The sequence below is a fragment of the Bradyrhizobium macuxiense genome (assembly GCF_001542415.1).
In the GTDB taxonomy this organism is placed as follows: Bacteria; Pseudomonadota; Alphaproteobacteria; order Rhizobiales; family Xanthobacteraceae; genus Bradyrhizobium; species Bradyrhizobium macuxiense.
This window is the reverse complement of the sequence record NZ_LNCU01000098.1, coordinates 137550-159171: the sequence shown is the minus strand read 5'-3', so window position 1 is coordinate 159171 and position 21622 is coordinate 137550. Positions and strand designations below refer to the sequence as shown.

At 63.1% G+C, this 21622-nt stretch carries 19 protein-coding genes; 13 read left to right on the top strand and 6 right to left on the bottom strand.

Features of this window, described 5'->3' with window-relative positions; all coding sequences use genetic code 11:
• Positions 1-14 precede the first annotated feature (14 nt).
• Together AS156_RS29900 and bioB are read left to right on the top strand one after the other, a co-directional pair.
• Positions 15-1469 (top strand): short-chain fatty acid transporter, encoded by a 1455-nt coding sequence (locus AS156_RS29900; RefSeq protein WP_066512321.1) that lies wholly within the window; start codon positions 15-17, stop codon positions 1467-1469.
• Between the two features lie 195 nt (positions 1470-1664).
• A complete protein-coding gene (bioB, locus tag AS156_RS29895; protein ID WP_066512317.1) occupies positions 1665-2711 on the top strand; it encodes a biotin synthase BioB in 1047 nt (348 codons plus the stop codon).
• A 157-nt stretch (positions 2712-2868) separates the two neighbouring features.
• Here bioB and AS156_RS29890 read toward each other — a convergent pair whose 3' ends face one another.
• The 3 genes from AS156_RS29890 to AS156_RS29880 are packed head-to-tail and all read right to left on the bottom strand — an operon-like array spanning position 2869 to position 7540.
• Positions 2869-3591, bottom strand: coding sequence for a formyltransferase family protein (locus tag AS156_RS29890; RefSeq protein WP_066512314.1), 723 nt, complete (start codon positions 3589-3591; stop codon positions 2869-2871).
• A gap of 40 nt (positions 3592-3631) precedes the next feature.
• On the bottom strand, positions 3632-4990 hold the full coding sequence (locus tag AS156_RS29885; protein WP_136626495.1) for a hypothetical protein: 1359 nt from the start codon (positions 4988-4990) through the stop codon (positions 3632-3634).
• Positions 4991-5047: 57 nt separating this feature from the next.
• Positions 5048-7540, bottom strand: coding sequence for a hypothetical protein (locus tag AS156_RS29880; protein WP_066512306.1), 2493 nt, complete (start codon positions 7538-7540; stop codon positions 5048-5050).
• Positions 7541-8050: 510 nt separating this feature from the next.
• On the opposite strand from AS156_RS29880, the gene AS156_RS29875 reads away from it, so the two are divergent.
• The 11 genes from AS156_RS29875 (at position 8051) to AS156_RS29825 (ending at position 18273) form a co-directional block, all read left to right on the top strand.
• The gene (locus AS156_RS29875) at positions 8051-8752 is read left to right on the top strand and encodes an RNA polymerase sigma factor (protein ID WP_066512303.1); all 702 of its coding nucleotides are present in this window, start codon (positions 8051-8053) and stop codon (positions 8750-8752) included.
• Positions 8753-8890: 138 nt separating this feature from the next.
• Positions 8891-9715, top strand: coding sequence for a flagellin (locus AS156_RS29870; protein ID WP_066512302.1), 825 nt, complete (start codon positions 8891-8893; stop codon positions 9713-9715).
• A gap of 62 nt (positions 9716-9777) precedes the next feature.
• On the top strand, positions 9778-11490 hold the full coding sequence (gene fliD / locus AS156_RS29865; RefSeq protein WP_066512300.1) for a flagellar filament capping protein FliD: 1713 nt from the start codon (positions 9778-9780) through the stop codon (positions 11488-11490).
• The gene (locus tag AS156_RS29860) at positions 11490-11921 is read left to right on the top strand and encodes a flagellar export chaperone FliS (protein WP_066512293.1); all 432 of its coding nucleotides are present in this window, start codon (positions 11490-11492) and stop codon (positions 11919-11921) included. Before fliD ends, AS156_RS29860 begins: the two co-directional genes overlap by 1 nt.
• A gap of 164 nt (positions 11922-12085) precedes the next feature.
• Complete coding sequence (locus AS156_RS45815; protein ID WP_066512291.1) at positions 12086-12526, top strand: hypothetical protein; 441 nt, start codon at positions 12086-12088, stop codon at positions 12524-12526.
• A 337-nt stretch (positions 12527-12863) separates the two neighbouring features.
• Positions 12864-13523 carry a flagellar hook assembly protein FlgD gene (locus AS156_RS29850; protein ID WP_066512287.1) on the top strand — a complete coding sequence of 220 codons (660 nt, stop codon included), beginning with the start codon at positions 12864-12866 and terminating at the stop codon, positions 13521-13523.
• 19 nt (positions 13524-13542) lie between these two features.
• Positions 13543-14808, top strand: coding sequence for a flagellar hook protein FlgE (flgE, locus tag AS156_RS29845; protein ID WP_066512285.1), 1266 nt, complete (start codon positions 13543-13545; stop codon positions 14806-14808).
• Positions 14805-15059 carry a hypothetical protein gene (locus AS156_RS29840; RefSeq protein WP_066512284.1) on the top strand — a complete coding sequence of 85 codons (255 nt, stop codon included), beginning with the start codon at positions 14805-14807 and terminating at the stop codon, positions 15057-15059. The genes flgE and AS156_RS29840 overlap by 4 nt, the downstream gene beginning before the upstream one ends.
• A gap of 19 nt (positions 15060-15078) precedes the next feature.
• Positions 15079-15534: a flagellar basal-body protein FlbY gene (locus tag AS156_RS29835; protein WP_066512383.1), complete on the top strand. Its 456-nt coding sequence runs from the start codon at positions 15079-15081 to the stop codon at positions 15532-15534.
• 27 nt (positions 15535-15561) lie between these two features.
• The gene (gene flgK, locus AS156_RS29830; protein WP_066512282.1) at positions 15562-17343 is read left to right on the top strand and encodes a flagellar hook-associated protein FlgK; all 1782 of its coding nucleotides are present in this window, start codon (positions 15562-15564) and stop codon (positions 17341-17343) included.
• 21 nt (positions 17344-17364) lie between these two features.
• Positions 17365-18273, top strand: coding sequence for a flagellin (locus AS156_RS29825; protein WP_066512279.1), 909 nt, complete (start codon positions 17365-17367; stop codon positions 18271-18273).
• A 21-nt stretch (positions 18274-18294) separates the two neighbouring features.
• Here the strand turns inward: AS156_RS29825 and AS156_RS29820 are convergent, their stop codons facing one another.
• The 3 genes from AS156_RS29820 to AS156_RS29810 are packed head-to-tail and all read right to left on the bottom strand — an operon-like array spanning position 18295 to position 21252.
• Positions 18295-19227: a substrate-binding periplasmic protein gene (locus tag AS156_RS29820; protein WP_066512274.1), complete on the bottom strand. Its 933-nt coding sequence runs from the start codon at positions 19225-19227 to the stop codon at positions 18295-18297.
• Positions 19224-19574, bottom strand: a complete 351-nt coding sequence (locus tag AS156_RS29815) for a c-type cytochrome (protein ID WP_066512269.1) — start codon at positions 19572-19574, stop codon at positions 19224-19226. Before AS156_RS29815 ends, AS156_RS29820 begins: the two co-directional genes overlap by 4 nt.
• 13 nt (positions 19575-19587) lie before the next feature.
• Positions 19588-21252, bottom strand: a complete 1665-nt coding sequence (locus tag AS156_RS29810; protein ID WP_066512265.1) for a methanol/ethanol family PQQ-dependent dehydrogenase — start codon at positions 21250-21252, stop codon at positions 19588-19590.
• Positions 21253-21622: the final 370 nt, after the last annotated feature.

Below are 21622 nucleotides of genomic sequence, written 5' to 3'. Positions count from 1 at the left end.
GGGGGATGATATCCATGACGAATGCAACGCACGATCAGACCGTGGACCTGCGAAAACCTGCCGCGGACAACATCATGGCGCGATTTTCGCAAACCCTGGTTGCCTTCGCGGAACGCTGGTTTCCGGATGCCTATGTCTTCGTCTTGATCGCGGTGGTCGCCGTGGCCGGTGGCGCGATCCTGCATGGCGGCTCGCCGCTTGCGGTCAGCCGCGCGTTCGGCGATGGGTTCTGGAATCTGATCCCCTTCACCATGCAGATGGCGCTGGTTGCGATCGGCGGCTATGTGGTTGCGATGTCGCCGCCGGTCGCCGCGCTGCTGTCGCGATTGGCGAGCGTGCCGAAGACCGGCCGCGGCGCCGTGGTCTTCGTCGGCATGCTGAGCATCGCCCTGTCGCTGCTGAATTGGGGCTTGAGCCTGATCTTCTCCGGCCTGCTGGTGCGCGAGATCGCGCGACGCTCCGACATCCGGCTCGACTACCGGGCGGCCGGCGCCGCCGGTTATCTCGGTCTCGGCTGCGGCTTCACGCTTGGCATCACGTCTTCGGCTGCGCAGCTCCAGGCCAATGCCGGCAGTATTCCGGCGTCGCTGCTGCCGATCACCGGCGTCATCGGCTTCTCGGAAACCATCCTGACCTGGCAGAACATGCTCACCGTCGCGGCGGTGACCGTGATCTCGGCGGTGATCTGCTACTTCACGACGCCGGCGCCCGCGCAGGCGAAAACGGCGGAGGATCTTGGCGTCGTTCTCGGAGACGATCGTATCGAGGCGAAGAAGCCGGTGCGCCCCGGCGACTGGCTCGAGTTCAGTCCGATCCTGACGATCCTGATCGCCGTCCTCGCCTGCGGCTGGCTCTGGCAGACATTCGAGTCCGGCAATCCGCTGATCACGCTGTCGGGACTGAACACCTACAATTTCGTCTTCCTGATTCTCGGCATCGTGCTGCACTGGCGGCCGCGCAGCCTCATCGAGTCCTTCTCCAAGGCAATGCCGAGCGTCTCGGGCGTGCTGCTGCAGTTTCCCTTCTATGCCGGCATTGCGCAGATCCTGACCAAGGTGCCGAACAGCCACGGTACGACGCTGTCAGACACGATCGCGCACTGGTTCGTCGGCGCCTCCAGCAATTCCACCGTGTTCTCGTTCCTGGTCGGAATCTATTCGGCGCTGCTTGGATTTTTCGTGCCCTCGGCCGGCGGAAAATGGATCATCGAGGCGCCCTACATCATGAAGGCGGCCAACGATATCGGCGCGCATCTCGGCTGGACGGTGATGGTCTACAACATCGCCGAGACGCTGCCGAACTTCATTAACCCGTTCTGGATGCTGCCGCTGCTCGGCATTCTCGGACTGAAGTCGAAGGATCTGATCGGCTATACGTCGGTGCAGTTCTTCATTCACTTCCCGATCGTGATGCTGCTGGCGGCTATCCTGATGGCGACCTTCACCTACCATCCGCCGATCCTGCCCTAAGGCACTGCGGCCGGACGTCAAGACGACTTGGCGTCCGGCCGGTGGATAGTGCCTCGGCATGGAATACTACTGCCTGCCGCCTCACGAGGTGCATGGACTCGCGCCATGGAATAGACGCATATCTCCAGATCAAGTGCATTGATCCGGGCCGATCGCAGGGCCCGGCGTGAATGCAAAAATTGGAGAAAGAGCGTGATGATCGACATTGAGGGCGCAAAACGAGGTGGCAGCGGTTCCGAGCCCGTCCGCAATGACTGGACCCGCGCCGAAGCAGAGGTGCTCTACGACCTGCCGTTCTCCGACCTGATCTTCCGCGCTCAAACCGTACATCGCGCCCATTTCGATCCGAACCACGTCGAGACCGCGAGCCTGCTCAGCATCAAGACCGGCGGCTGCCCGGAGGATTGCGGCTATTGCTCGCAGAGCGCCCATTACGACACCGGTCTGAAGGCGACGCGCCTGATGGACAAGGCGGATGTGATCGCGACGGCACAACGCGCGAAGGATGCCGGCGCCGATCGCTTCTGCATGGCGGCGGCGTGGCGCAATCCGAAGGATCGCGATCTCGATCAGGTCTGCGAGATGGTCAGCGCCGTCAAGGGTCTCGGCATGGAGACCTGCGTCACGCTGGGCATGCTGACGCCGGCGCAGGCGATCCGGCTCCGCGACGCCGGGCTCGACTTCTACAATCACAACGTCGACACGTCCCCGGAGCATTACGACCGGATCATCACCACGCGCACGCTGCAGGACCGCATCGACACGCTGAGCCATGTACGCGAGGTCGGCATCAAGGTCTGTTGCGGCGGCATCATCGGCATGGGCGAGCAGGTCACCGACCGGCTTGGAATGCTCGTGCTGCTTGCCAACCTGCCCACCCATCCGGAGAGCGTTCCGATCAATCTCTGGAACGAGGTCAAGGGCGTGCCGGTCAACAGCACCGCGGAGCGGCCTGATCCGATCGCGGTCGTGCGCCTCGTCGCCGTCGCACGCATCATGATGCCGCAGAGCGTGGTACGCCTTTCCGCCGGCCGGCAATACATGACCGACGAATTGCAGGCGCTCTGCTTCCTAGCCGGCGCCAATTCGATCTTCATCGGTGACGTGCTTCTGACCACGCGCAACCCTCAGCGCGACCGGGATGCCGACCTGCTTGACCGGCTCGGCATCAGTTCCGGCCTCGAGCGGAACAAGCAGCTCGCCCCGACCGAAGATTCAGGGCGCGTCGCTCAAGCCGGCTAAAGCATGATCCGGAAAAGTGTGAAGCGGTTTTCCGAAAAGATCATGCTTGAACAAGAAGCCAAAGCGCGATCACGATTCAACCTGATCTCATCGCGCCTTAACGTCGATCTTCGCGCAGGGCGGTGGCGTTCTGCGCGAAGTACGCCGGGTGCGCTCTTCAGGACGCTGCGGCGAGCGGCGGCGAGATCACGTCGAGCGTCTCTGGCGCCTGCGCAGCGGCCGTCGCGAGCTGGAAGCGGATGCCGTGCACGCTGAAGGTCAAGGGAATGTCGCGGAAATCGTCGTGGAAGGCGCGGATGCGGCGGGTCAGCTCGCTGGCGCTGATGCCGGCGGGAAGCTCGCACATCTCCCGGTACATCTGCCGCGTGCTCTTGACGCCGCACCAGGCGATCGGCAACTCGGCGAGCGGTGCCGGATTGCGGGCGAGCTCGCGTGACATCCGCCAGAACAGATGGGCGAGCCGCACATAGGCCATCTGCTCGAGCCCGCGCACGCTGATCTTGTCGGGGATGATGAAGGATTCGACGCCGATGATCGGGCCGGAATCGACCCGTTCTGCCATCAGATGGGCCGTCGTGCCGAACATGCGCGCACCGTCATAGAGCGCGAAATGCGCCGGCGCCCAGCCGGGATATTGCGGCGGGCCGGGGTGGAAGTTGTAGGCACCGTGGCCGAGCGCCGCCAGGATGTCGGCCGGCACGATCACGCTGGTGGTGAACGCCAGCAGCCGGGCATCGCGCAGCACCTCGAGCTCGATCGCGGCGAGATCTTCGGCGGTCACTGCGCCGCGGAACGACAAAGCGGGATTATGCGCCTTCAACAGCTCGCGCAGCGCGAATTGCTGGTCGGCGACGCCGGAGAGCAGGATGATGGTCTTCATGGTGCTGCTGTCCCTCCCTTGTGTCACTGCCCGGCCGGGGTCAGCCGCGCTGGCCGGCCATGACGACGACGCTTCCGGCTTCCCGCGATTGCCCCACCGTACGAAACAGATCGGCGGGCAGCGCCTGCCAAGGCGCAATCTCGATGATCTGGTTGTTCGCAGTCCTGGCCGCCGACTTTGCTGCGCGGATGTCGTCCTGCCACGGGCACAGCGAGAGTTCGAGCCGGCCGAACCCACCGCAATCGGCGGCAAACGCGCCCGTCACCGCCTCGATGCTGGCCGCCACCTCGCGCGCATCGCTGGTTGCGATATCGCGCATGATCACGGTGATCGCATCGGTCGCCGTCGCCTGCGACTTGAGCACGATCATGGAGTCGCGGCCGCCGCTGCGGCTGGCGCGCCGTGCGGTCCGCATGGCAATGCCGAATTCGGCGTCAGGCCCGAGATCGGCATTATCGGTGGGCAGGTTGTGAATGATCGACGTGTGCCGGGGCGTGCCGGCGTCTTCGGCCGGTGCATGATAGGAGCGGGCCAGCCAGACGGTGTCGAGCGGCGTCTGCGACGACGTCAGGCTCCAGGCCTGATCGAGCAGGTAGCCTTCCCAGACCGGCGGATAAGCGGTCGCGATATGATGCCAGTTGTGCAACAGCGCTTCGGCCGCGGCGGAGCGGCCGAGGAAGAGGGTGCGCGCCGACATCTCCCATCGGTTCCACTTGTGGAGCGCGACGTCGCAATCGAGGTTTGAGGGCAGCAGCGGCGGCTCGTTGAGCGTCGCATCCGCCTCGACGAAGAGCAGCGGCTCGCGGTGTGCTCGCCACATCCGCTGGATGAAGGCGGTCTTTTCGGACGCCCGCATGCAGTCGCCATCGGCGGTGTCGATCGACGCGATGTCATGAGCGATCCCGAACTCGGCCAGCGTCTCGCGAAGCGGTCGCGCATGATCGTCGCCATAGGCACGAGGATAGCAGGATACCACGCGCAGCGGTGCATCGGTCCGGGCGCCGTCGTCCGGAGCGATCGCGCGCCAATTGATGCCGCCCCACCACATCTCATGCGGACCATCGATGCTCGGTCCGATCGAGCCGAAATCAGTCAGCTTGGACTTGAGGAAGTCGAACGCCGGATTCTCCCCGAAGGGGATGACGAGCGCGCAGTCGGTGCGAAGCGACCGGTACAGTATCTCGGCGGCGGGTCCGCTCGGCGGCTCGAGGACGATGATGACGCCGCTGTTGCGGGCCGGAGCCGAGCCGCCTTGATGGATGGTGGCGCCACCAAGCCGCTCAACCAGCCATTTAAGCCGGCGGCGCTGCGACGCATTGAGGCGAATGCCGTTCGAGGACAGCAATTGCTCGAGATTCACCTGCAAGCCTGCCGCTTGCGTCATGTCAGCCGATGTCATGCCCACGCCACCCCTCGTCAACTATTACGTGCGGGGCGGTCAGATCAGGCGGACAAATCAGTTGCTGTTCGTTGCCGGGCTACGCCAGGTGAGCGTCGCCGCGGGTACCCCGTTCCTGTTGCCGTCTTCGACCGTAAGGATGCGGTCGTGGCTGAGCGATGTCAGAGCCACGGTATAGATCGCGATGTCGTCCTCGAAGGCATCCACCGGGATCAGCAGCATGCCGTCGACGTTGAGAGCGCGAAATTGGCGGCCGGTTCTTTCAATGCCCGCACAGACGAGCCGCGCCTCGGCGACTGCCTTCACATCCGAGCTATCGGCCGCCGCCGCGGCGTTCTCGCCGCACTGAATGACGATGCCGTGGAGCACGCCTTCGCGTGCGAGTTTTGCCAGCGGAAGTGCGATCGTCGTGACTGCCATGCGGCGGGATAACGGGATGCGCAGCCGAAGGTCGCCAAGGCCGGTCTGATAGACGTTGACGGCTTCGAGCGCGGCCTGGCCGTCGCTCCCGAACAGGCCGACCTGCAGCGTGCCGCAGGGCGCCTCGCCGAACACGTTGGGCGGCAGGCGGTTGGCGCCGAACAGCACGTACAGATAGCCGTGCGCCGGCGACAGGGCCGCAAAGCTGCCGGCCAGCCACATTGGCGGCGCCGGCGCCGTGCAGGCCATGCCGAGGCCGCGCGCGGTGATGCAGTCGTTGACGAAGTTGGCGTCGAGCAGCGGCGCCAGTGCAAGGGTGCCGAGATTGACGTCATGCCTGAACCCGCCGAGAAGCACGAGTTCGTCATCGTCGGGCAGGAGCAGCAGGCGTCCGAGGATTGCAGTGCTCCAGCGCGCGGTGGTAGCCGGATCGGCATAGGGCTGCAACGCGTAGCGCAGGGCGAACTCGCGCGCCCGCGAGGCGTAGCTGACCGCCCCGGCCTGGATCTCGGCGGCGAGCGCCAGTTGGGAGGCCGGGCGCTGATCACCCTCGCGCAACACCGCGCCGTCGCGATAATCGCGCGCCGATCCTTCGGCGGAACAGCAAAGCTGCTCCAGCAATGCGACGTTGCGGATCAGCATGCGCTTGACGTGCGGCGTGACGACGCGATCGGAGATCAAGCCTTCCGCCGTGTCGTCATCCGCGATGTCGTCGAAGGCATCGTCGAGCGTCAGCAGATAGGCGCCGTGCAAGCGGATCCGAATGCCTTCGCAATCGAAGATCCGCCGCAGCGACTTCTGCACGCTTGCGGAATAGCCGAGGTCGGCGAGGATCAGGTCGGTGCACTGATCGAAGTCCGGGATCGTCGCGCGCAGATAGGCGAGAAGGCGCGCGCGGACGCCGGCGGCGATATCGGTGATCTCGCGCGTATCGATCAGATCGGGCAGGGCGTCAGCGAGATCGCGGCCGCTTGCGATGCCGTCGGGATATCGCGCAAAGAAAGCCATCACCGCGGGCGGCTGCACCTTGACGATGTCAACGAACGTCGAAGCGTCGATCTTGACGACACGACGCAAGAGCTCGCTCAGAGGCTCGAGCGTATCCGCCGATCCGACCAGGCTGACGCGACGGTTGATCTCGAGATAGGCGCCAGTGCCGTCGTGAGCATCTTGCCATATGCGATGCGGCAGAAATCCGTCGCGGCCGAGAAAGCCGACGGCGACCCGCGCGCCTTGTCCAACCAGTGCTACGCGTCGGGCGTCGATGAATGCGTCGAATGCCGCCATCACAGGCCCGAGCACGGTCACACCGAGATGGAAGCCGGCAGAGCGTTGCACGCTTTGCGCGGTCACCACGCGCCGCAGCGTGCGCGCGCCGTGATCGAGCCGCGATGGCGCGGTGGGGCACAGCAATTCGTAGATCGAAGTCTCGCGCTGCAGCTTCGATACCAATGCCGCGCTTGCCTGCGGATAATAGCGCGTGCGGATGTTGTGGCGGCGGGCGCCCTTGATGTCGGCGTGCTCGTTGTCGCCGATGTGAAACGAGCTTGCCGCGTCGATACCCTGCTGGGCGAGATAGATCGCGAACAGCGTTTCGCTCTTGCTGCCACCGTGATCGCAGGAGGCATAGAGGAAATCCCAGGTCAGTCCGGGACTGCAGGTGCGCAGCAGCTGTGCGAGTTGATCAGAGTTCCAGTAGGTATCGGAAATGAAGCCGACGCGAAAACCGCCGCGCCTCATGTCTATATATTGCTGGATCATTTCCGGATTAGCGCGGCAGAGCTCCAGCTCTGCCTGGAATTCGATCTCGGCGAGATCCCGCAACGCATCGCGTTTCAGGTCGAACAACTTGAACGGAAAGTACTTATAGATCTCGGAGATATGGACTTCCGTAGAGCCCGAGCGCTCGGCGGCGAGCTTGCGCGCACGCGCTTCGGCTTGAATTCGATGCTGAATGAAACTGACAGACATATTCGGAAATTTTTCAGCAATGCGAGAAAGCTGAAAAACCCTTTCAAATACGCCATCTGGCGTCGTGCATGCTCGCAATAGAAATGTATCGAAAACATCGAACGAACATGCAGAAACATTTCGCGCTCGACGCGTCGCGTCGACCGTTACGATAGTCATGCGCTGAAATCCCGCCAGTCCTTGTGCAATTGAAACGCGTGCGTGCGGCAAATCAGGCGCGTCGATTCAAAAAAGTCGCCGCGAGATTCCAAAACGCGCGCTTCGCGACTGACAGATTCAAAAAATCCGATAACGTCGATTTGGTGATTCGGAAAAAATTGCCTAGTCGCTTTCACCGAATGAAAGCTAGCGACCACGCAGTGATGGATGACCCGCATGCTGCGCGCATGCGTGTGTTCGAGTGGCGTTAGTTCGTGTGACAACAGCGTTTTCCGGCGCGATCATCCTGCCGCGGAAATTCGAGGCGATGCTGAACCACTGCTCTCCATCATGCCGATCTCGTCCGCTCGCGCCGGTGAGGCGGCAGCTTTTGCCGGGCAGTAGGCAAAAAAATCCATCTAAGTATTTGAAAAATAACAAAAAAAATTCGCCTGGTTTGCTCGGCCACTCCGTTCAACGCTCAGAAGCCGTATGGGATGTGTGCCATCGGCGCTGGTTGGAGAGTGGGGGATGAGCTACGCGCTTGATATGAGGGCACCGGCCGAGATCGAGGCAGCGAAGGCAGTCGCCGCTCCGATCGAAGCCACTTCTCCCTGGAGCGACGTTCCCACCGTTGCGGATGCGATCCCGCTCGACACCGTCGAGATCCAGGATGAAGACAAGGACCTGCTGGACCGCCTCGCCACCGGCGACGAGGCGGCCTTTCGTCTTCTCGTCGAACGCCACGTCGATCGCGCCTACGCCATCGCGCTGCGCATCGTCGGCAATGCCGCCGATGCCGAAGACGTGGTGCAGGACACGATGCTGAAGGTGTGGACGCATCGCGGTCGCTGGCAGCACGGCCGTGCCAAGTTCTCGACCTGGCTCTATCGCGTGGTCAGCAACCGCTGCATCGACCTGCGCCGCAAGCCGCGCACCGAGAATGTCGATGCCGTTCCCGAGGTCGCCGACACCCAGCTCGATGCCTCGAGCGTCATCGAGCGCAACGAGATCGGCAATCTTCTTGAGGTCGCGATGCAGCGGCTGCCCGAGCAGCAGCGCGTCGCGGTGATCCTCTCGTATCATGAGAATATGAGCAACGGCGAGATCGCCGAGGTCATGGACAGCACCGTGGCCGCGGTGGAGTCGCTGTTGAAGCGCGGGCGACAACAGTTGCGAGAGATGCTGCGGAGACACGAGCGCGACCTGCGCACCGCGTTTACCGATTGCTAACCATAAAGTTCGGCTTCTGAAGATTTCGCGCCTGACCACCGGCGGCCGCTCCGTTTGATCGGTCGGACGGGGGCTGGATCCGCGTCACCTCTCTTTCACGATGCGGCATGCCATGCCCCATCAGCACAGGAGCTTTACATGCCCGCAATTTCCACCAACACGGCGGCCAACGCCGCGGTCCGCTACCTCAACATTAACTCGCAGCAGGAAAGCAGCGCGCTGTCGAAGCTGTCGAGCGGCTCGCGCATCACCTCGGCGTCCGACGACGCTGCCGGCCTTGCGATCTCGACCCGCATTTCGTCCGACATCACCACGCTGCAGCAGGCCGCGACCAACGCCTCGCAGGCGACCTCGATCCTGCAGACCGCCGACGGCGGCGCGTCCAACATCTCCGACATCCTCGCCCGCATGAAGTCGCTGTCCTCGGAGTCCGCCTCGGGCACCGTGACCGACTCGAGCCGCGCCTACATCAACTCGGAATTCACGCAGCTCAAGGGCGAAATCGATTCCATCGCCACCGGTACCCGCTACAGCAGCCAGAGCTTGCTCGATGGTTCGAGCGTGTTCTCGTCGGGCGTTGCGGTGCTGGTCGGTTCGACCGCGAGCGACACCATCACCATCACGCTGACGAGCCTGACTGCGTCGTCCCTGGGCGTGACCTCGCTCGACGTCTCGACCCTGTCCGGCGCCACCAGCGCCCTGTCGGCGCTCGACACCGCGATTGACAGCGTGTCGGCCGCACGTGCCGACATCGGTGCCCAGGAATCCCGCTTCAACTTCAGCGCGGACTCGATCTCGACCCAGACCCAGAACCTGCAGTCTGCCAATTCAGCGATCAAGGACGTCGACATCGCCTCCGAGCAGGCGACGCTGTCCTCCGCCGAGGTGAAGACTCAGGCCGCGGTGTCGGCTGAAACCGCGGCAAACCAGATGCCGCAGTACCTGCTGAAGCTCCTCGGCTAATCCCAAGGCACATCGGGCCGGCCTAGCGCCGGCCCGATCCACATTCCGGTAGACGTGTTGACATGACCGTAAGCAGCGCCACCTCGACGCCCAGCACGAGCAGCACGTCCTCATCAAGCTCCACGAGCTCGGCGAGCAATGTCACGACGACCGGAACCACCAATTCGACCAGCATCGACTGGAGCGCCCTGATCCAGGCCGAGGTCAACGCCAAGCTGGCGCAGGCAACTTCGGTCACCACCAAGATCACCGCGAACCAGGCCAAGATCACCGCCTATCAGAGCCTGCAGACCGAGCTCTCGACGCTGGCGTCGGGGCTGACATCGCTCAGCACCTCGATCGTCAACTCGCTCGCCACCAACGCGTTCGCGACGCGCGCAGCAACGATTTCCTCGACCGGAGACGTCAGTGCTTCTTCGGCGCTGTCAATGAGCGTCAACAGCGGTTCGGCGACCGGCGACCACACGCTTCAGATCACCCAGCTTGCGACCGCGCAGAAGGTGATCGGATCCTCGCAGTCGAGCTCCACGACGGCGCTCGGCTATTCCGGGACGTTCTCGCTGGGGCTGGCTGGCGGCACCAGCTCTGCCATCACGATCACCAGCGGCATGTCCATGCAGGACGTCGTCGACGCCATCAACGCCCACAGCTCGACCACGAACGTCCAGGCATCCGTCGTCCAGGTATCAAGCGGTTCGTACGAGATGGTGCTGACCGGGTTGCAGGACGCGGCCAACATCACCTATTCGCCGACCTCCGGCACCGACGTTCTGAATCAGCTCGGCGTGACCGATTCGACCGGTGCATTCACGAACGTGCTGCAGAAGGCCCAATCCGCCGAGTTCTCGCTCGACGGCATTTCGCTGACGCGCAACACCAACGATATTTCGGACGTCCTGTCGGGGGTCACCTTCGATCTGCTGCAGCCCACGCCCAGCGGCACGACACTGAACATCAGCATCGGCGCGGACACCAGCCAGATCACGTCGGCGCTGCAAACCTTCGTGACGAACTACAACGCATTCCGCGACCAGGTCATCGCGCAGTCCACGCAGAATTCGGACGGCACTGCCGCGTCGAGCGCCGTGCTGTTCGGCGACAGCACGATGCGGGAAATCATGACGCAGCTGCAGGAGGTGCTGAGCGGCTCCGTCGGTGGGATGACCATGGCCGACCTTGGCCTGTCCTTTAACGAGAACAACGAGCTGCAGCTCGATACCGGCACGCTCTCCACCGTGCTGTCGACGAACCTGACCGGCGTGACGCAGCTGCTATCGGCGCAAACCACGACTTCGTCCAGCCAGCTCAACGTCGTCAACACCGGGACGTCGCCGCAGTCGTTCACCCTGGACGTCGCGGTGGACTCGAGCGGCAAGTTGACCTCGGCATCGGTCAATGGCGACAGCACGCAGTTCTCGGTTGTCGGCAACAGCATCATCGGTAACGCCGGGACGATCTACGCCGGCATGGCCTTCACCTATACCGGCTCGACATCGCAATCGATCACCGTCACCTCGACTTCCGGCCTGGCCGCGCAGATCTACCAGATTGCGAACACCAACTCGACTAGCTCCGGCTCCCTGCAGACGATGATCTCCAATCTGCAGTCGCAAGACAGCGACATGCAGGATCAGGTCAACACCATCCAGAGCAACGCCGCGACCTACCAGGCGCAGCTGCAAACCCAATATGCGAACTACCAGGCGGCGATCGAGAGTGCCAACAACACGCTCGGCTACCTGCAGGCACTCTTGAACGCGGGATCGAAGAACTGATGACACAAAACGCCACGGCCCATCGCGCCAACAACGCTTACCGATCGGCCGCGGTGGCCGTCCCGCCGCTGAAGGCGGTGGTGATGCTGTTCGATGGCGCGATCACGCTGCTGCAGAAGGCGCAAGAGGCCCACGATGCCAAGCAGTTCGAGGAAGGCCATGCCTATCTGACGCGGGCGACCGCGATCCTGCGCGGACTGAGCCACAATCTCGATTTTACCCGTGGCGGCGCGCTGGCTGACCGGCTGTACAAGACCTACAACGTCCTGATCATGGCGTGCCTGCGCACTTACGGCCGGCCGCACGCCAGGGAAAGCTTCCGGCGCATCATCGCCAGTCTGACGGAACTCCGCGACGCCTGGAAATATGTCGATGCGACCGTGGGGACGGCCGCCAAGGCGAAGCTCGCCGAATCATCCGTCCGGGGCTGAGGGGCGCACCCGGCCGGGTGCGAATCAGCCAGAAGGGCCAGCCAGTTGCCGAGGCGGCCGAACAGGGTGCGCGGCAGCCGTTCTGGTGAGGAAATGACGGTCCGGTGGACACCATGTTCAGCCCGATGCCAGCGCGGCGGAAATTGATTTCCGCGGTCCCGCGAATGCTTTATGACGGCCTTGGCGACAAGGCTGGATCTGCGCGCGCGATGGATGTTGCGACATTCGAGGACCTGATCGACCGGCTGGGGGACGACCTGTCCCGCTGGCCCGACGACCAGCGCCGGCCTGCGATGCAACTTCTGGCGTCCTCGGCGGAGGCGCGGGCGCTTTACGAAGAGGCGAGTGCGGTGCGCCGGGCGCTCGCGGCGCCGCCGGTTCGTGCGCCTGCCGGGCTTGTCGACCGGATCGTGCTCGCAGCGGCAAAATTGCCCAAGGAACCGGCCGCTCCCGCGGACGAGCCGAAGGACGCCGAGTCGTCCAGCGAATCCGCGTCGGCGGGAAAGGTCTTGCCCGCGCTACTCCTGGCGCTCTGCCTGTTGCCCGCGCTGGCGCCGCCGGCGCTGCTGGACGAGCCCGGCCTGTCGATTAGCCGGTCGCTCTAAGGCATCGGCGGTTCTGATTAAATCAGAACCGATATTCCAGATTTTGGCGCACTGTCCTGACGCGAAGCGGTGTCCGCTTCGCTCGAGAACGCTGTGATCATCCCGGGCTCCGCTCCGATCTGATTTTCCCATTCCGGTCCGCCTAGCGCGGCATCGCCGCCTGGGATGCCCTGTTGCACTGCGCACACGGCAAATTCTGCCGATTAATCAAGCGAATCCAGACGCATGAATCCGCGCCTGAAATCGGCGCGTCATCCGTTTCATCTGCGAACGACCTTCACGACCACGATGTTCACACGCGTTCCGTCGCGCAACCCGCGGCGAAGAGAGCCTTGTCATGACCGTATCCTCGGCGACCTCTGCTGCATCCTCGACCGCCTCGACCTCGACGTCGAACGCGTCGATGGGGCTGAGCTCGACCGATTTCCTCAATCTGCTCGTCAGCGAGTTGCAGAACCAGGATCCGCTGAACGCGACCAGCACCACCGACTTCATCAACCAGCTCACGTCCTACGCCAACTTCAACGAGCAGCAGTCGATCAACAGCAGCATGACGTCGCTCGCAGGTTCGTTCTCGAGCCTCGTGACGCTCAACTCCGTCAACTACATCGGTCACACGGTTGAAGCGAAGACGAACACGGCGGAGCTGACCAACGGCTCGGCAACCTTCGGCTACTCGCTCACCTCGGCTGCGTCCAATGTCGCGATCACGATCCAGGACTCCTCGGGCAACACGGTGTGGAGCGGCAAGGGCACTGGAAACGCGGGCTCGAACACCTTCACCTGGAATGGCCAGACCACAAGCGGCACCCAGCTCAGCAATGGCGGCCAGTACACGATCCAGGTGACCGCGACCGACTCTGCCGGCAACTCGCTGCTTAGCTACACGACGATGACTGGAACGGTGACGGGGATCGACGCCTCCGGCTCGACGCCCTCGCTGCTCGTGAACGGCGTTCCCGTCAGCGCCGCCAACATCATCGGCGTTACGTCCTGATCGTATTCGGAGTTTTATCATGAGTCTTACTGGCGCACTTTCCTCGGCGATCTCGGCGCTCAATTCGCAGAGCCAATCGCTGGCAATGATTTCCGATAACATCTCCAACGCCGACACCACGGGCTACAAGACCACGTCGGCGATGTTCGAGGATCTGGTGACGGCATCGAGCGCCCAGGCCTACACGTCCGGCGGCGTCACGGTGTCCGGCCGTGCCAACGTCACCCAGCAGGGACTGCTCGCCGCAACGACCAACGCCACTGACGTTGCGATCCAGGGCTCGGGTTTTTTTGCGGCGACCGATGCAACGACCGGCGGCGCGACCTACTACACGCGTAACGGTGCCTTCACCACCGACAATGCCGGTTATCTCGTCAACAACGGCTATTATCTCGAAGGCTGGCGTACTGACGCACAGGGCAACATCATCGGCAATGCCTCGGCCTCGAGCCTTGCGCCGATCAACACGCAGGTGGCCGCCACAAGCGGCAGCGCCACGACGAAGACGACGATTGCGGCGAACCTGCCGGCGGACGCCGCAACGAATGCCACGTTCTCCAGTTCGATGACGGTCTACGACTCGCTCGGCACCGCAAACTCGATCCCGATCACCTGGACCAAAACCGGCTCCAACGCGTGGACTGCGACTTTCGGCAATCCGACGGACCCATCGAATTCGAGCACCACCACCGGCACGACAACCAGCGGCCCGGTCACGATCACCTTCAACAGTGACGGTTCGCTCGCCTCGACGTCGCCCAACCCGCCGGTGGTAACGGCCACCTGGAACGACGGTGCGGCCGCGAGCAGCATCACCCTCAATCTTGGCACCGTCGGCAAGACGGACGGGCTGACCCAGTATGCGTCGGGGGAGACGACGCCGGCTGTCAATGTCACGAGTATCAATTCGGACGGTCTTGCCTACGGCAAGCTGAGCAGCGTGTCCGTCGGCAAGAATGGCGTGGTCGACGCGACTTACTCCAACGGCCAGACGATCGCGATCTACAAGATCGCGGTGGCGACGTTCAGTGACCCGAATGGCCTGACCGCGGGCACCGACGGCATGTATTCCGCGACGGCCGCCTCGGGCAACGCCACGCTACAGACTTCGGGGACAAACGGCGCCGGTACGATCTACGGCAGCGAGCTGGAATCGAGCACCACCGACACCAGTGGCCAGTTCTCCAACATGATCTCGGCGCAGCAGGCCTATTCCGCCGCGTCGCAGGTGATCACCACTGTCAACAAGATGTTCGACACCCTGATCTCGGCGGTGTCGCGATGATAGCCAGGAATGAAGACAATCGTCTGCTGCTCAAGCTTGAGCGGCTGAAGGCGCGGGCGGCCTCGGTCAGGGCGGACGATCGGGCGCAGCTCATCGCGCTGCTCGACGACATCGGAACATTGCGGGAGCGGCTGATGCGCGAATGTGCACGGCTCGACGGAGAAATCGACCGGGCGATGTTCCGGGCAACGGCCATGACCGCCTACGGGCGCGGCGCGCGATCGGTCCGCGTCCCGCGTCGCGAACACTAGCATGAACGGGAGCGATACCATGAAACCGGCGAGCAACATCAATATCAATCCCGCTGATGGCGACGAGCGTGCAAAAGCACTGATCGCGCTGATCGACGGCCTGATCGAAATCGTGAACGAAGAGAACGTCGAGCTCGCCAAGGGCCTGCCGGCCTCGCGGTTGAAGCAGGTCGACGAAAAGAACCGGCTCGCCAATCTGTTCGAGCAGAGCGTGGCCGAAGCGGTCGGCAAGACGGCCAATCTCAATGTGCAGGACCGTGTGCTGCGCGAGCAGCTGATGGAGCGGATCCTGCGGCTGCGTGCCGCGATGGACGAGAACGTGATGCGGCTGCGCGCGGCGATCGAGGCCAGCAATCGCCGGATCGAGGCGATCATGCAGGCGATCCGCGAGCAACTCGCCAATGTGTCGCCCTACGGCGCCAGCGGTCGTCGCGTGAATTCCGCGATGTCGTACGGAACCAACGTCCGAGCCTGACCGGACAGGGGCCAGGGAGAGTTAGCCGTGTCGTCGCTCAATATCGCGCAAAGCATTGCGTTCAGCGGGCTCGCGGCCACGCAGGTGCAGATCAGCGTGGCCTCGGCGAACATCTCCAATGCCGATACCAAGGGCTACACCGAGAAGACCGCCAACCAGGTCAGCTCCGTCACCGCCGGCGTCGGCACCGGTGTCATCGTCGCGGGAATCAGCAGCACAGTCGACAAGCTGCTGTTGAAGTCGCTGATCGGAGCCACGTCCGATCTCGGCTCCGCGGACACCAACAACAACTACCTGACCGAGCTCGAGCAGCTCTACGGCAACACCTCGAGCGCCAGCAGCGCCTCGACGGGCACCTCGATCGCCAACACCCTGGCGTCGTTCGAGACCGCGCTGTCGTCGCTGGCGAGCACGCCGAACAGCGCATCGTTGCAGGCGAATGCGATGAGTGCGCTCAATGCCGTAACTGCGCAGCTGCAAAATACATCGAGCGGGATCCAGAAACTGCGATCCAATGCCGACCAGGATATCGCATCGTCGGTCACCAGTATCAATTCGGACCTGCAGCAGATCTCGAACCTGAACGCACAGATCAAGCAGGAAGCCGCAGCGGGGCAATCGACCGCGGATCTCGAGGACCAGCGCAATTCGGCGCTGCAGGACCTCTCCTCGATGATGAATGTGAGCTATTTCACCGCATCGAACGGTGACCTGCAGGTTTATACCAGTACGGGACAGGCGCTGGTCGACAGCACGGCGCATCCGCTGAGCTATACGCCGGCGTCGAGCGTCACGGCCTCCACCGTCTATACCCCGGGGTCTTCCTCCAGCGGATTCAGCGGCATCACCGTCAACGGCGTCGACATCACCTCGCAGATCACGTCCGGCAAGATCGGCGCCCTGATCACGCTGCGTGACCAGACGTTGCCGGCGGCGCAGTCGCAGCTCGACGAGCTTGCCCAGCAGCTCACCTCGAGCGTCAACGCGGTCTCGAACCAGGGCACTCCCGTGCCGCCGCCGACGAGCCTGACGGGGACGGCAACCGTGAGCAGCACGACGCCACTGTCTGCCACCGGCACGGTGCGCCTCGCGGTCGCCGACAAGAGCGGCAACCTGGTGTCCTATCAGGATATCAACCTGGCCTCCTATACGACGGTCGGCGCTCTCGTCTCTGCGATCAACAGCGGCACCTCGGGAGTTGCGGCGTCGATCAATTCGAGCGGACAGCTGGTGCTGGCGGCATCCGGATCAGGCAATGGCGTCTCGATCAACGAGATGACGAGCTCGGTCGGCAGCTCGAGCGAGGGCTTCTCGGACTATTTCGGTCTCAACGATCTGATCACCGGGACCAATGCATCCAATATCGCGGTCCGCAGCGATATCCTCAGCGGTGCCGCGGGGCTGCCGACGGCAACGCTCGATTCGTCCGCCTCGCTGACCGCCGGAAACTCGGTGCTGTCGTCGGGTTCGGCGACCATCGTCAACGCGCTGCAGAGCACGCTGACGGGATCGACGAACTTCGCTATGGCCGGCGGCTTGGGGGCCATGACGGGCTCGTTCACCGATTATGCGTCCGCGATCGTGGCCAACATCGCCGGCAAGGCGACGCAGGCGTCGTCGACCTACACCGCGAAGCAGAGCGCGCAATCGACCTATGCGAGCTCGTTGTCCTCGCAGTCCGGTGTCAATATTGACGAGGAAACCGCGAACCTGAGCACGCTGCAGAACAAATACTCGGCCGCTTCCGAGCTGATTCAGGTGATCAACACCATGTTCTCGTCGTTGGTGACTGCTATGCAGTCAATATAGGCTGAGCGTGAGGTCACGATCATGGTAATGCGTGTTGCCACCTTCGCACTGTCGGACCAGATGATCGCGAGCTCTCTGCGTTTGCAGGCAGTCATGGCCAATGAGCAGGTGCAGGAATCCTCCGGGCAGAAATCGCAGGATTTCGGCGGTTATGGGTCTGATGCGGAACGCGTGATCAACCTGCAGGTCTCGGTGACGCGCTCGCAGTCCTATATCGATGCCGCCAGTGTCGCTGACAGCAAGGTGCAGGTGATGTATTCGGCGGTCGGCACGATGACCAACATCATCACCCAGCTGCGCACCCAGCTCAGCGCGGCCACGACGGCCAATAGCACGGCGACCACGTCGGTTATCAATTCGGCCCAGCAGGCGCTCTCGCAAATGGGCGGGCTGCTTAATACGCAGTATGACGGGCAATATGTCTTCGGCGGCGCCCGCACCGACGCGGCACCAGTCAGTCTGACCAGCTTTTCAACGGGGGCCGGCTCGTTGACGACGCCCGATACCAGCTACTATCAGGGCGACAGTGAAATCGCATCGGTGCGCGTCGCGGACAATCAGAGCGTCTCATATGGCGTCACCGCCGACAATTCGGCGTTCGAGCAGGTCATGCGGGTGCTGAAATTCGTCGGCAACAGCACATCGCTATCGTCGAGCGATATCACGCAGGCGCTCGACCTTGCGAGTAACGCCCTGGACGCGGTGTCCACTGTTCAAGCGAAGCTTTCGACCGCGGCGTCGCAGATCGAAACCGCAAGCTCGAACCAGAGCGACTATCAGAACTTCGCCCAGACGCTTGGGGGCGATCTCACCAATGTCGACGTTGCCGCCGTCACCGCGCAACTTGCGACCTACCAGACGCAACTCACAGCGTCCTATTCGGCCATCGCCAAGATCCAGGGCATGAGCCTGGCGAACTACCTGAAATAACCGAGTGGAGGGTGGTGCGCCCTACCGGTTCAGGATCTTCAGCCAGACGTCACCAAGGATGATCGGCTCGCGCGGGGCGAGGTAGGTGAGGCCGGCCGTCTGGCCCAACTCGGCGATCTTGCCCGCGGACTGCAAATCCGAAAGTGTCTTGTTGACTGCATCCAGCAGCGCCTTGTCGCTGTCGAGGGCGACATAACCCCTGTTGGCGCCGATCGGATAGTAGTAGCCGGATGCAGCGATCTTGGTGTCGGGATGGCTTGCGCGGTAGGCATCGAAGCGGCGCAGGTCGAGCAGCGTCGCATCGAACTCACCGCGTTCGATTTCGCCGAGCAGATCGCTGCGGCCCGGGACAAGGTGGGTGATGTCGTCGATCAGCTTGCCCTTGTCGAAGGTCATGAGAATGGCATCGCTCAGCGTGCCACTTTCGATTCCGATCCGGAGCCCTGCGAGATCGCCGATGCCGGCGACCTTGCGATCCCTGGCCTTGGGGCCGAGCACGACGGTCATCGGCGAATAGATGTACGGCGCGCTCGGCACCAGCACGCCGATCGGGATGCGCCGGCGGTGGTCGTCGCGCGAGGCGCCGTCGAAGTCCGGCAGCTTCGCCGTCTTGACGCCGGGTGCGACGAGCGAGTCCTTGGTCAGGGCGTAGCCGCCGACCAGGGAGCAACGGCCATCTGACAGCAGCGCGTTGGCCTCGAGCGAAGGGCTCGAATCCTCGTCGAGCTTGCTTTCGAACCACTGGATCTTGAGCGGACGTCCAAGCCGATCCGCAATGGTCTGCGCGAGCGCCACGTCGAAGCCCGTGTCAGGCTTGCCGCGGTGATGCGCCGACAGGGGCGGAAGATCCTCGTCGAGGCACACCTTTAGCGGCTCCTCGGCGGCCTGCACCGTGCTGATCGCAGGCGTTGCAAGAAGGAGAGCCGTCGCCAGGCCCGCAAGAAACGCCCTCATTGAGATCTCCGGCTCGACACGAAGGCCCAGACGTCGGCGATCTCCTGCTCGCTCAGGATGTCCGCCCATGGCGGCATCCTGCCGTTCTTGCCGTTTTTCACTGTTGTCACGAAGCGCGTCTTGTCGTCGGGAAATGCGCGCAGGTCCGGCGTGATAGTACCGGAATTGACCATGTTGGGCCCATGGCAATGCGAGCAGTTCTTGGCGTAAGTGACCTTGCCCTGGTCGGCCTGACCCTGAAGATCAATTGCACCGGGTTGCTGGGCGGCGGCCGCAATCTGCACGATCGAGGCCGTCGCGACGGCGGCGAAGATCGCCGCCGTCAACAGAGTTACTCTTTTAGTCACGTGTGCTCCGCGCCTAGTTCTTGACCGCGAAGACCCACAGCGAGCCGCCAGGCGGGACCTTGGCAAGCCGCTCGTCACCGGAGAACAGCGAGTAGACGCCGCCATAGCCCGACGTGACGGCGACATACTGTACGCCGTCCTGCTGCCAGGTCACCGGTTGACCCTCGATGCCCGAGCCGGTCTGGAACTGCCAGAGCTTCTTGCCGTTCTCGGCGTCGAAGGCTTCGAACTCACCGGTCAAGGCGCCGGTGAAGACAACGCCGCCCGCCGTCGACAACACGCCGGAGAAGCGCGGAATGTCGCTTGGCGCTTCCCACTTCGCCTTGCCGGTCATCGGGTCGATCGCCTTGAGGTGACCGCGCGGACCATCACCCCATTCCCAGGGATCGGTGAGGTCCATGCCGAGATACCATTCACCCTGCTTGAAGGTGACGGGCTCGGCCTTGTAGCGGCCGCCGAACGCGAGTGTGTTCGCATAGGCGAGGCCGGTCTGCGGGTTGTACGACATCGGCTCCCAGTTCTTGCCGCCGAGGATCGACGGATAAACCGTGACCTTCTTGCCGTCGCGCGCATCCTTGGCGACGTCGGTCTCGATCGGGCGGCCGGTCTTCATGTCGATGCCGGTGGCCCAATTGACCTTCACGTAGGGATTGGCCGCAAGCAACTTTCCGTTGGTGCGGTCAAGCACGTAGAAGAAGCCGTTGCGGTTGGCATCCATCAACACCTTGGTCGGCTTACCCTCGACGTTCATGTCGGCGAGCACCATCTCGGCCACCGAGTCGTAGTCGAACGGATTGTTCGGCGAGAACTGGTAGTGCCACTTGATCTTGCCGGTCTTCGGGTCGAGCGCGAGCACCGAGCAGGTGTAGAGGTTGTCGCCGGGACGCACGGCGGCATTGAACGGTCCGGGATTGCCGATGCCCCAATAGACCGTGTTCAGTTCGGCATCGTAGGAGCCGGTGATCCAGGTCGATCCGCCGCCCAGTTTCCAGGTGTCGCCCTTCCAGGTGTCGCCACCGGGTTCATCCGGCGTCGGGATCGAGTAGGTGCGCCAGAGACGCTTGCCGGTCGCCGGATCCCAGCCGTCGATGAAGCCGCGGGTGCCGAACTCGGCGCCCGAGATGCCGGTGATCACAACGCCGTCGGCGACCAGCGGGGCCACCGTCATCGAGTAGCCTTCCTTGATGTCGGCAGCCTTCTGACGCCACAGCTCCTTGCCGGTCTTGGCATCGAGCGCGATCACGTTGGCGTCGAGCGTGGTGCGGAACAGCTTGCCGTCATACAACGCTGCACCGCGGTTGATGATGCCACAGCAGACGATCCGCGGTGTCTCCGCGGGATATTCGACCTTGGTTTTCCAGATCTGCTTGCCGGTCTTGGCATCGACCGCGATCGTGGCGTTGTGCGTGGTGAGATAGATGACGCCCTGATAGACGAGCGGCTGCGATTCCTCGCTGCGGTCGTCGTTCAGGCTATAATTCCAGACCGGGACCAGATTCTTGATGGTCTCCTTGTTGATCTGGTTCAGCGTCGAGAAGCGCTGAAGGTTGTAGCCCATGCCGTAATTGAGAACATTTGAAGTATCAGTCGCACCCTTGACCAACTGCTCCGTGGTCTGGGCGCTTGCACCATACGATGCAAAGATTACGAGGCTTGCGGCCAGCGCAATGCGTTTCATCCGTTCCTCCCAATGAACCTTTTCTGCACGCCTATTTCTGACGTTGCGGGGGAACCATCGGTCGGAAACCAAAACGCGTCAATACGAAAACGTGAAGCAAGGCCTGCCGTCAAAATGCACTCGCCGCAGGCGAAGCACTTTTCGCAAGATCTTGCACGACTTCGCGAATTGGCGCTGGCATACGCAACGCCAACGATTGCGGGTCTGCAGGAAGCTTGCGTTTACGCGCTACGCCGCAAGCGCGTTGGGGCACGTGCAGCGAGACGGCCGGCGTAGCCGACATCGCGCCGGTCGAATCGGCCGGTCAGCTTGACTGACGGAATCGATCAACTGGATGGTGCATGTTGGCAGGCACTCGGGCGCGGCTTGG

Bases quoted from the DNA above. Each gene is read 5' to 3' on its own strand.
- AS156_RS29885 (WP_136626495.1), bottom strand. From the start codon at position 4,990: ATGACATCGGCTGACATGACGCAAGCGGCAGGCTTGCAGGTGAATCTC.
- AS156_RS29880 (WP_066512306.1), bottom strand. From the start codon at position 7,540: ATGACTATCGTAACGGTCGACGCGACGCGTCGAGCGCGAAATGTTTCT.
- AS156_RS45815 (WP_066512291.1), top strand. From the start codon at position 12,086: ATGCTTTATGACGGCCTTGGCGACAAGGCTGGATCTGCGCGCGCGATG.
- AS156_RS29825 (WP_066512279.1), top strand. From the start codon at position 17,365: ATGGTAATGCGTGTTGCCACCTTCGCACTGTCGGACCAGATGATCGCG.
- AS156_RS29900 (WP_066512321.1), top strand. From the start codon at position 15: ATGACGAATGCAACGCACGATCAGACCGTGGACCTGCGAAAACCTGCC.
- AS156_RS29810 (WP_066512265.1), bottom strand. From the start codon at position 21,252: ATGAAACGCATTGCGCTGGCCGCAAGCCTCGTAATCTTTGCATCGTAT.
- AS156_RS29875 (WP_066512303.1), top strand. From the start codon at position 8,051: ATGAGCTACGCGCTTGATATGAGGGCACCGGCCGAGATCGAGGCAGCG.
- flgE (WP_066512285.1), top strand. From the start codon at position 13,543: ATGAGTCTTACTGGCGCACTTTCCTCGGCGATCTCGGCGCTCAATTCG.
- AS156_RS29835 (WP_066512383.1), top strand. From the start codon at position 15,079: ATGAAACCGGCGAGCAACATCAATATCAATCCCGCTGATGGCGACGAG.
- AS156_RS29850 (WP_066512287.1), top strand. From the start codon at position 12,864: ATGACCGTATCCTCGGCGACCTCTGCTGCATCCTCGACCGCCTCGACC.
- AS156_RS29890 (WP_066512314.1), bottom strand. From the start codon at position 3,591: ATGAAGACCATCATCCTGCTCTCCGGCGTCGCCGACCAGCAATTCGCG.
- AS156_RS29870 (WP_066512302.1), top strand. From the start codon at position 8,891: ATGCCCGCAATTTCCACCAACACGGCGGCCAACGCCGCGGTCCGCTAC.
- AS156_RS29860 (WP_066512293.1), top strand. From the start codon at position 11,490: ATGACACAAAACGCCACGGCCCATCGCGCCAACAACGCTTACCGATCG.
- bioB (WP_066512317.1), top strand. From the start codon at position 1,665: ATGATCGACATTGAGGGCGCAAAACGAGGTGGCAGCGGTTCCGAGCCC.
- AS156_RS29820 (WP_066512274.1), bottom strand. From the start codon at position 19,227: ATGAGGGCGTTTCTTGCGGGCCTGGCGACGGCTCTCCTTCTTGCAACG.
- fliD (WP_066512300.1), top strand. From the start codon at position 9,778: ATGACCGTAAGCAGCGCCACCTCGACGCCCAGCACGAGCAGCACGTCC.
- AS156_RS29840 (WP_066512284.1), top strand. From the start codon at position 14,805: ATGATAGCCAGGAATGAAGACAATCGTCTGCTGCTCAAGCTTGAGCGG.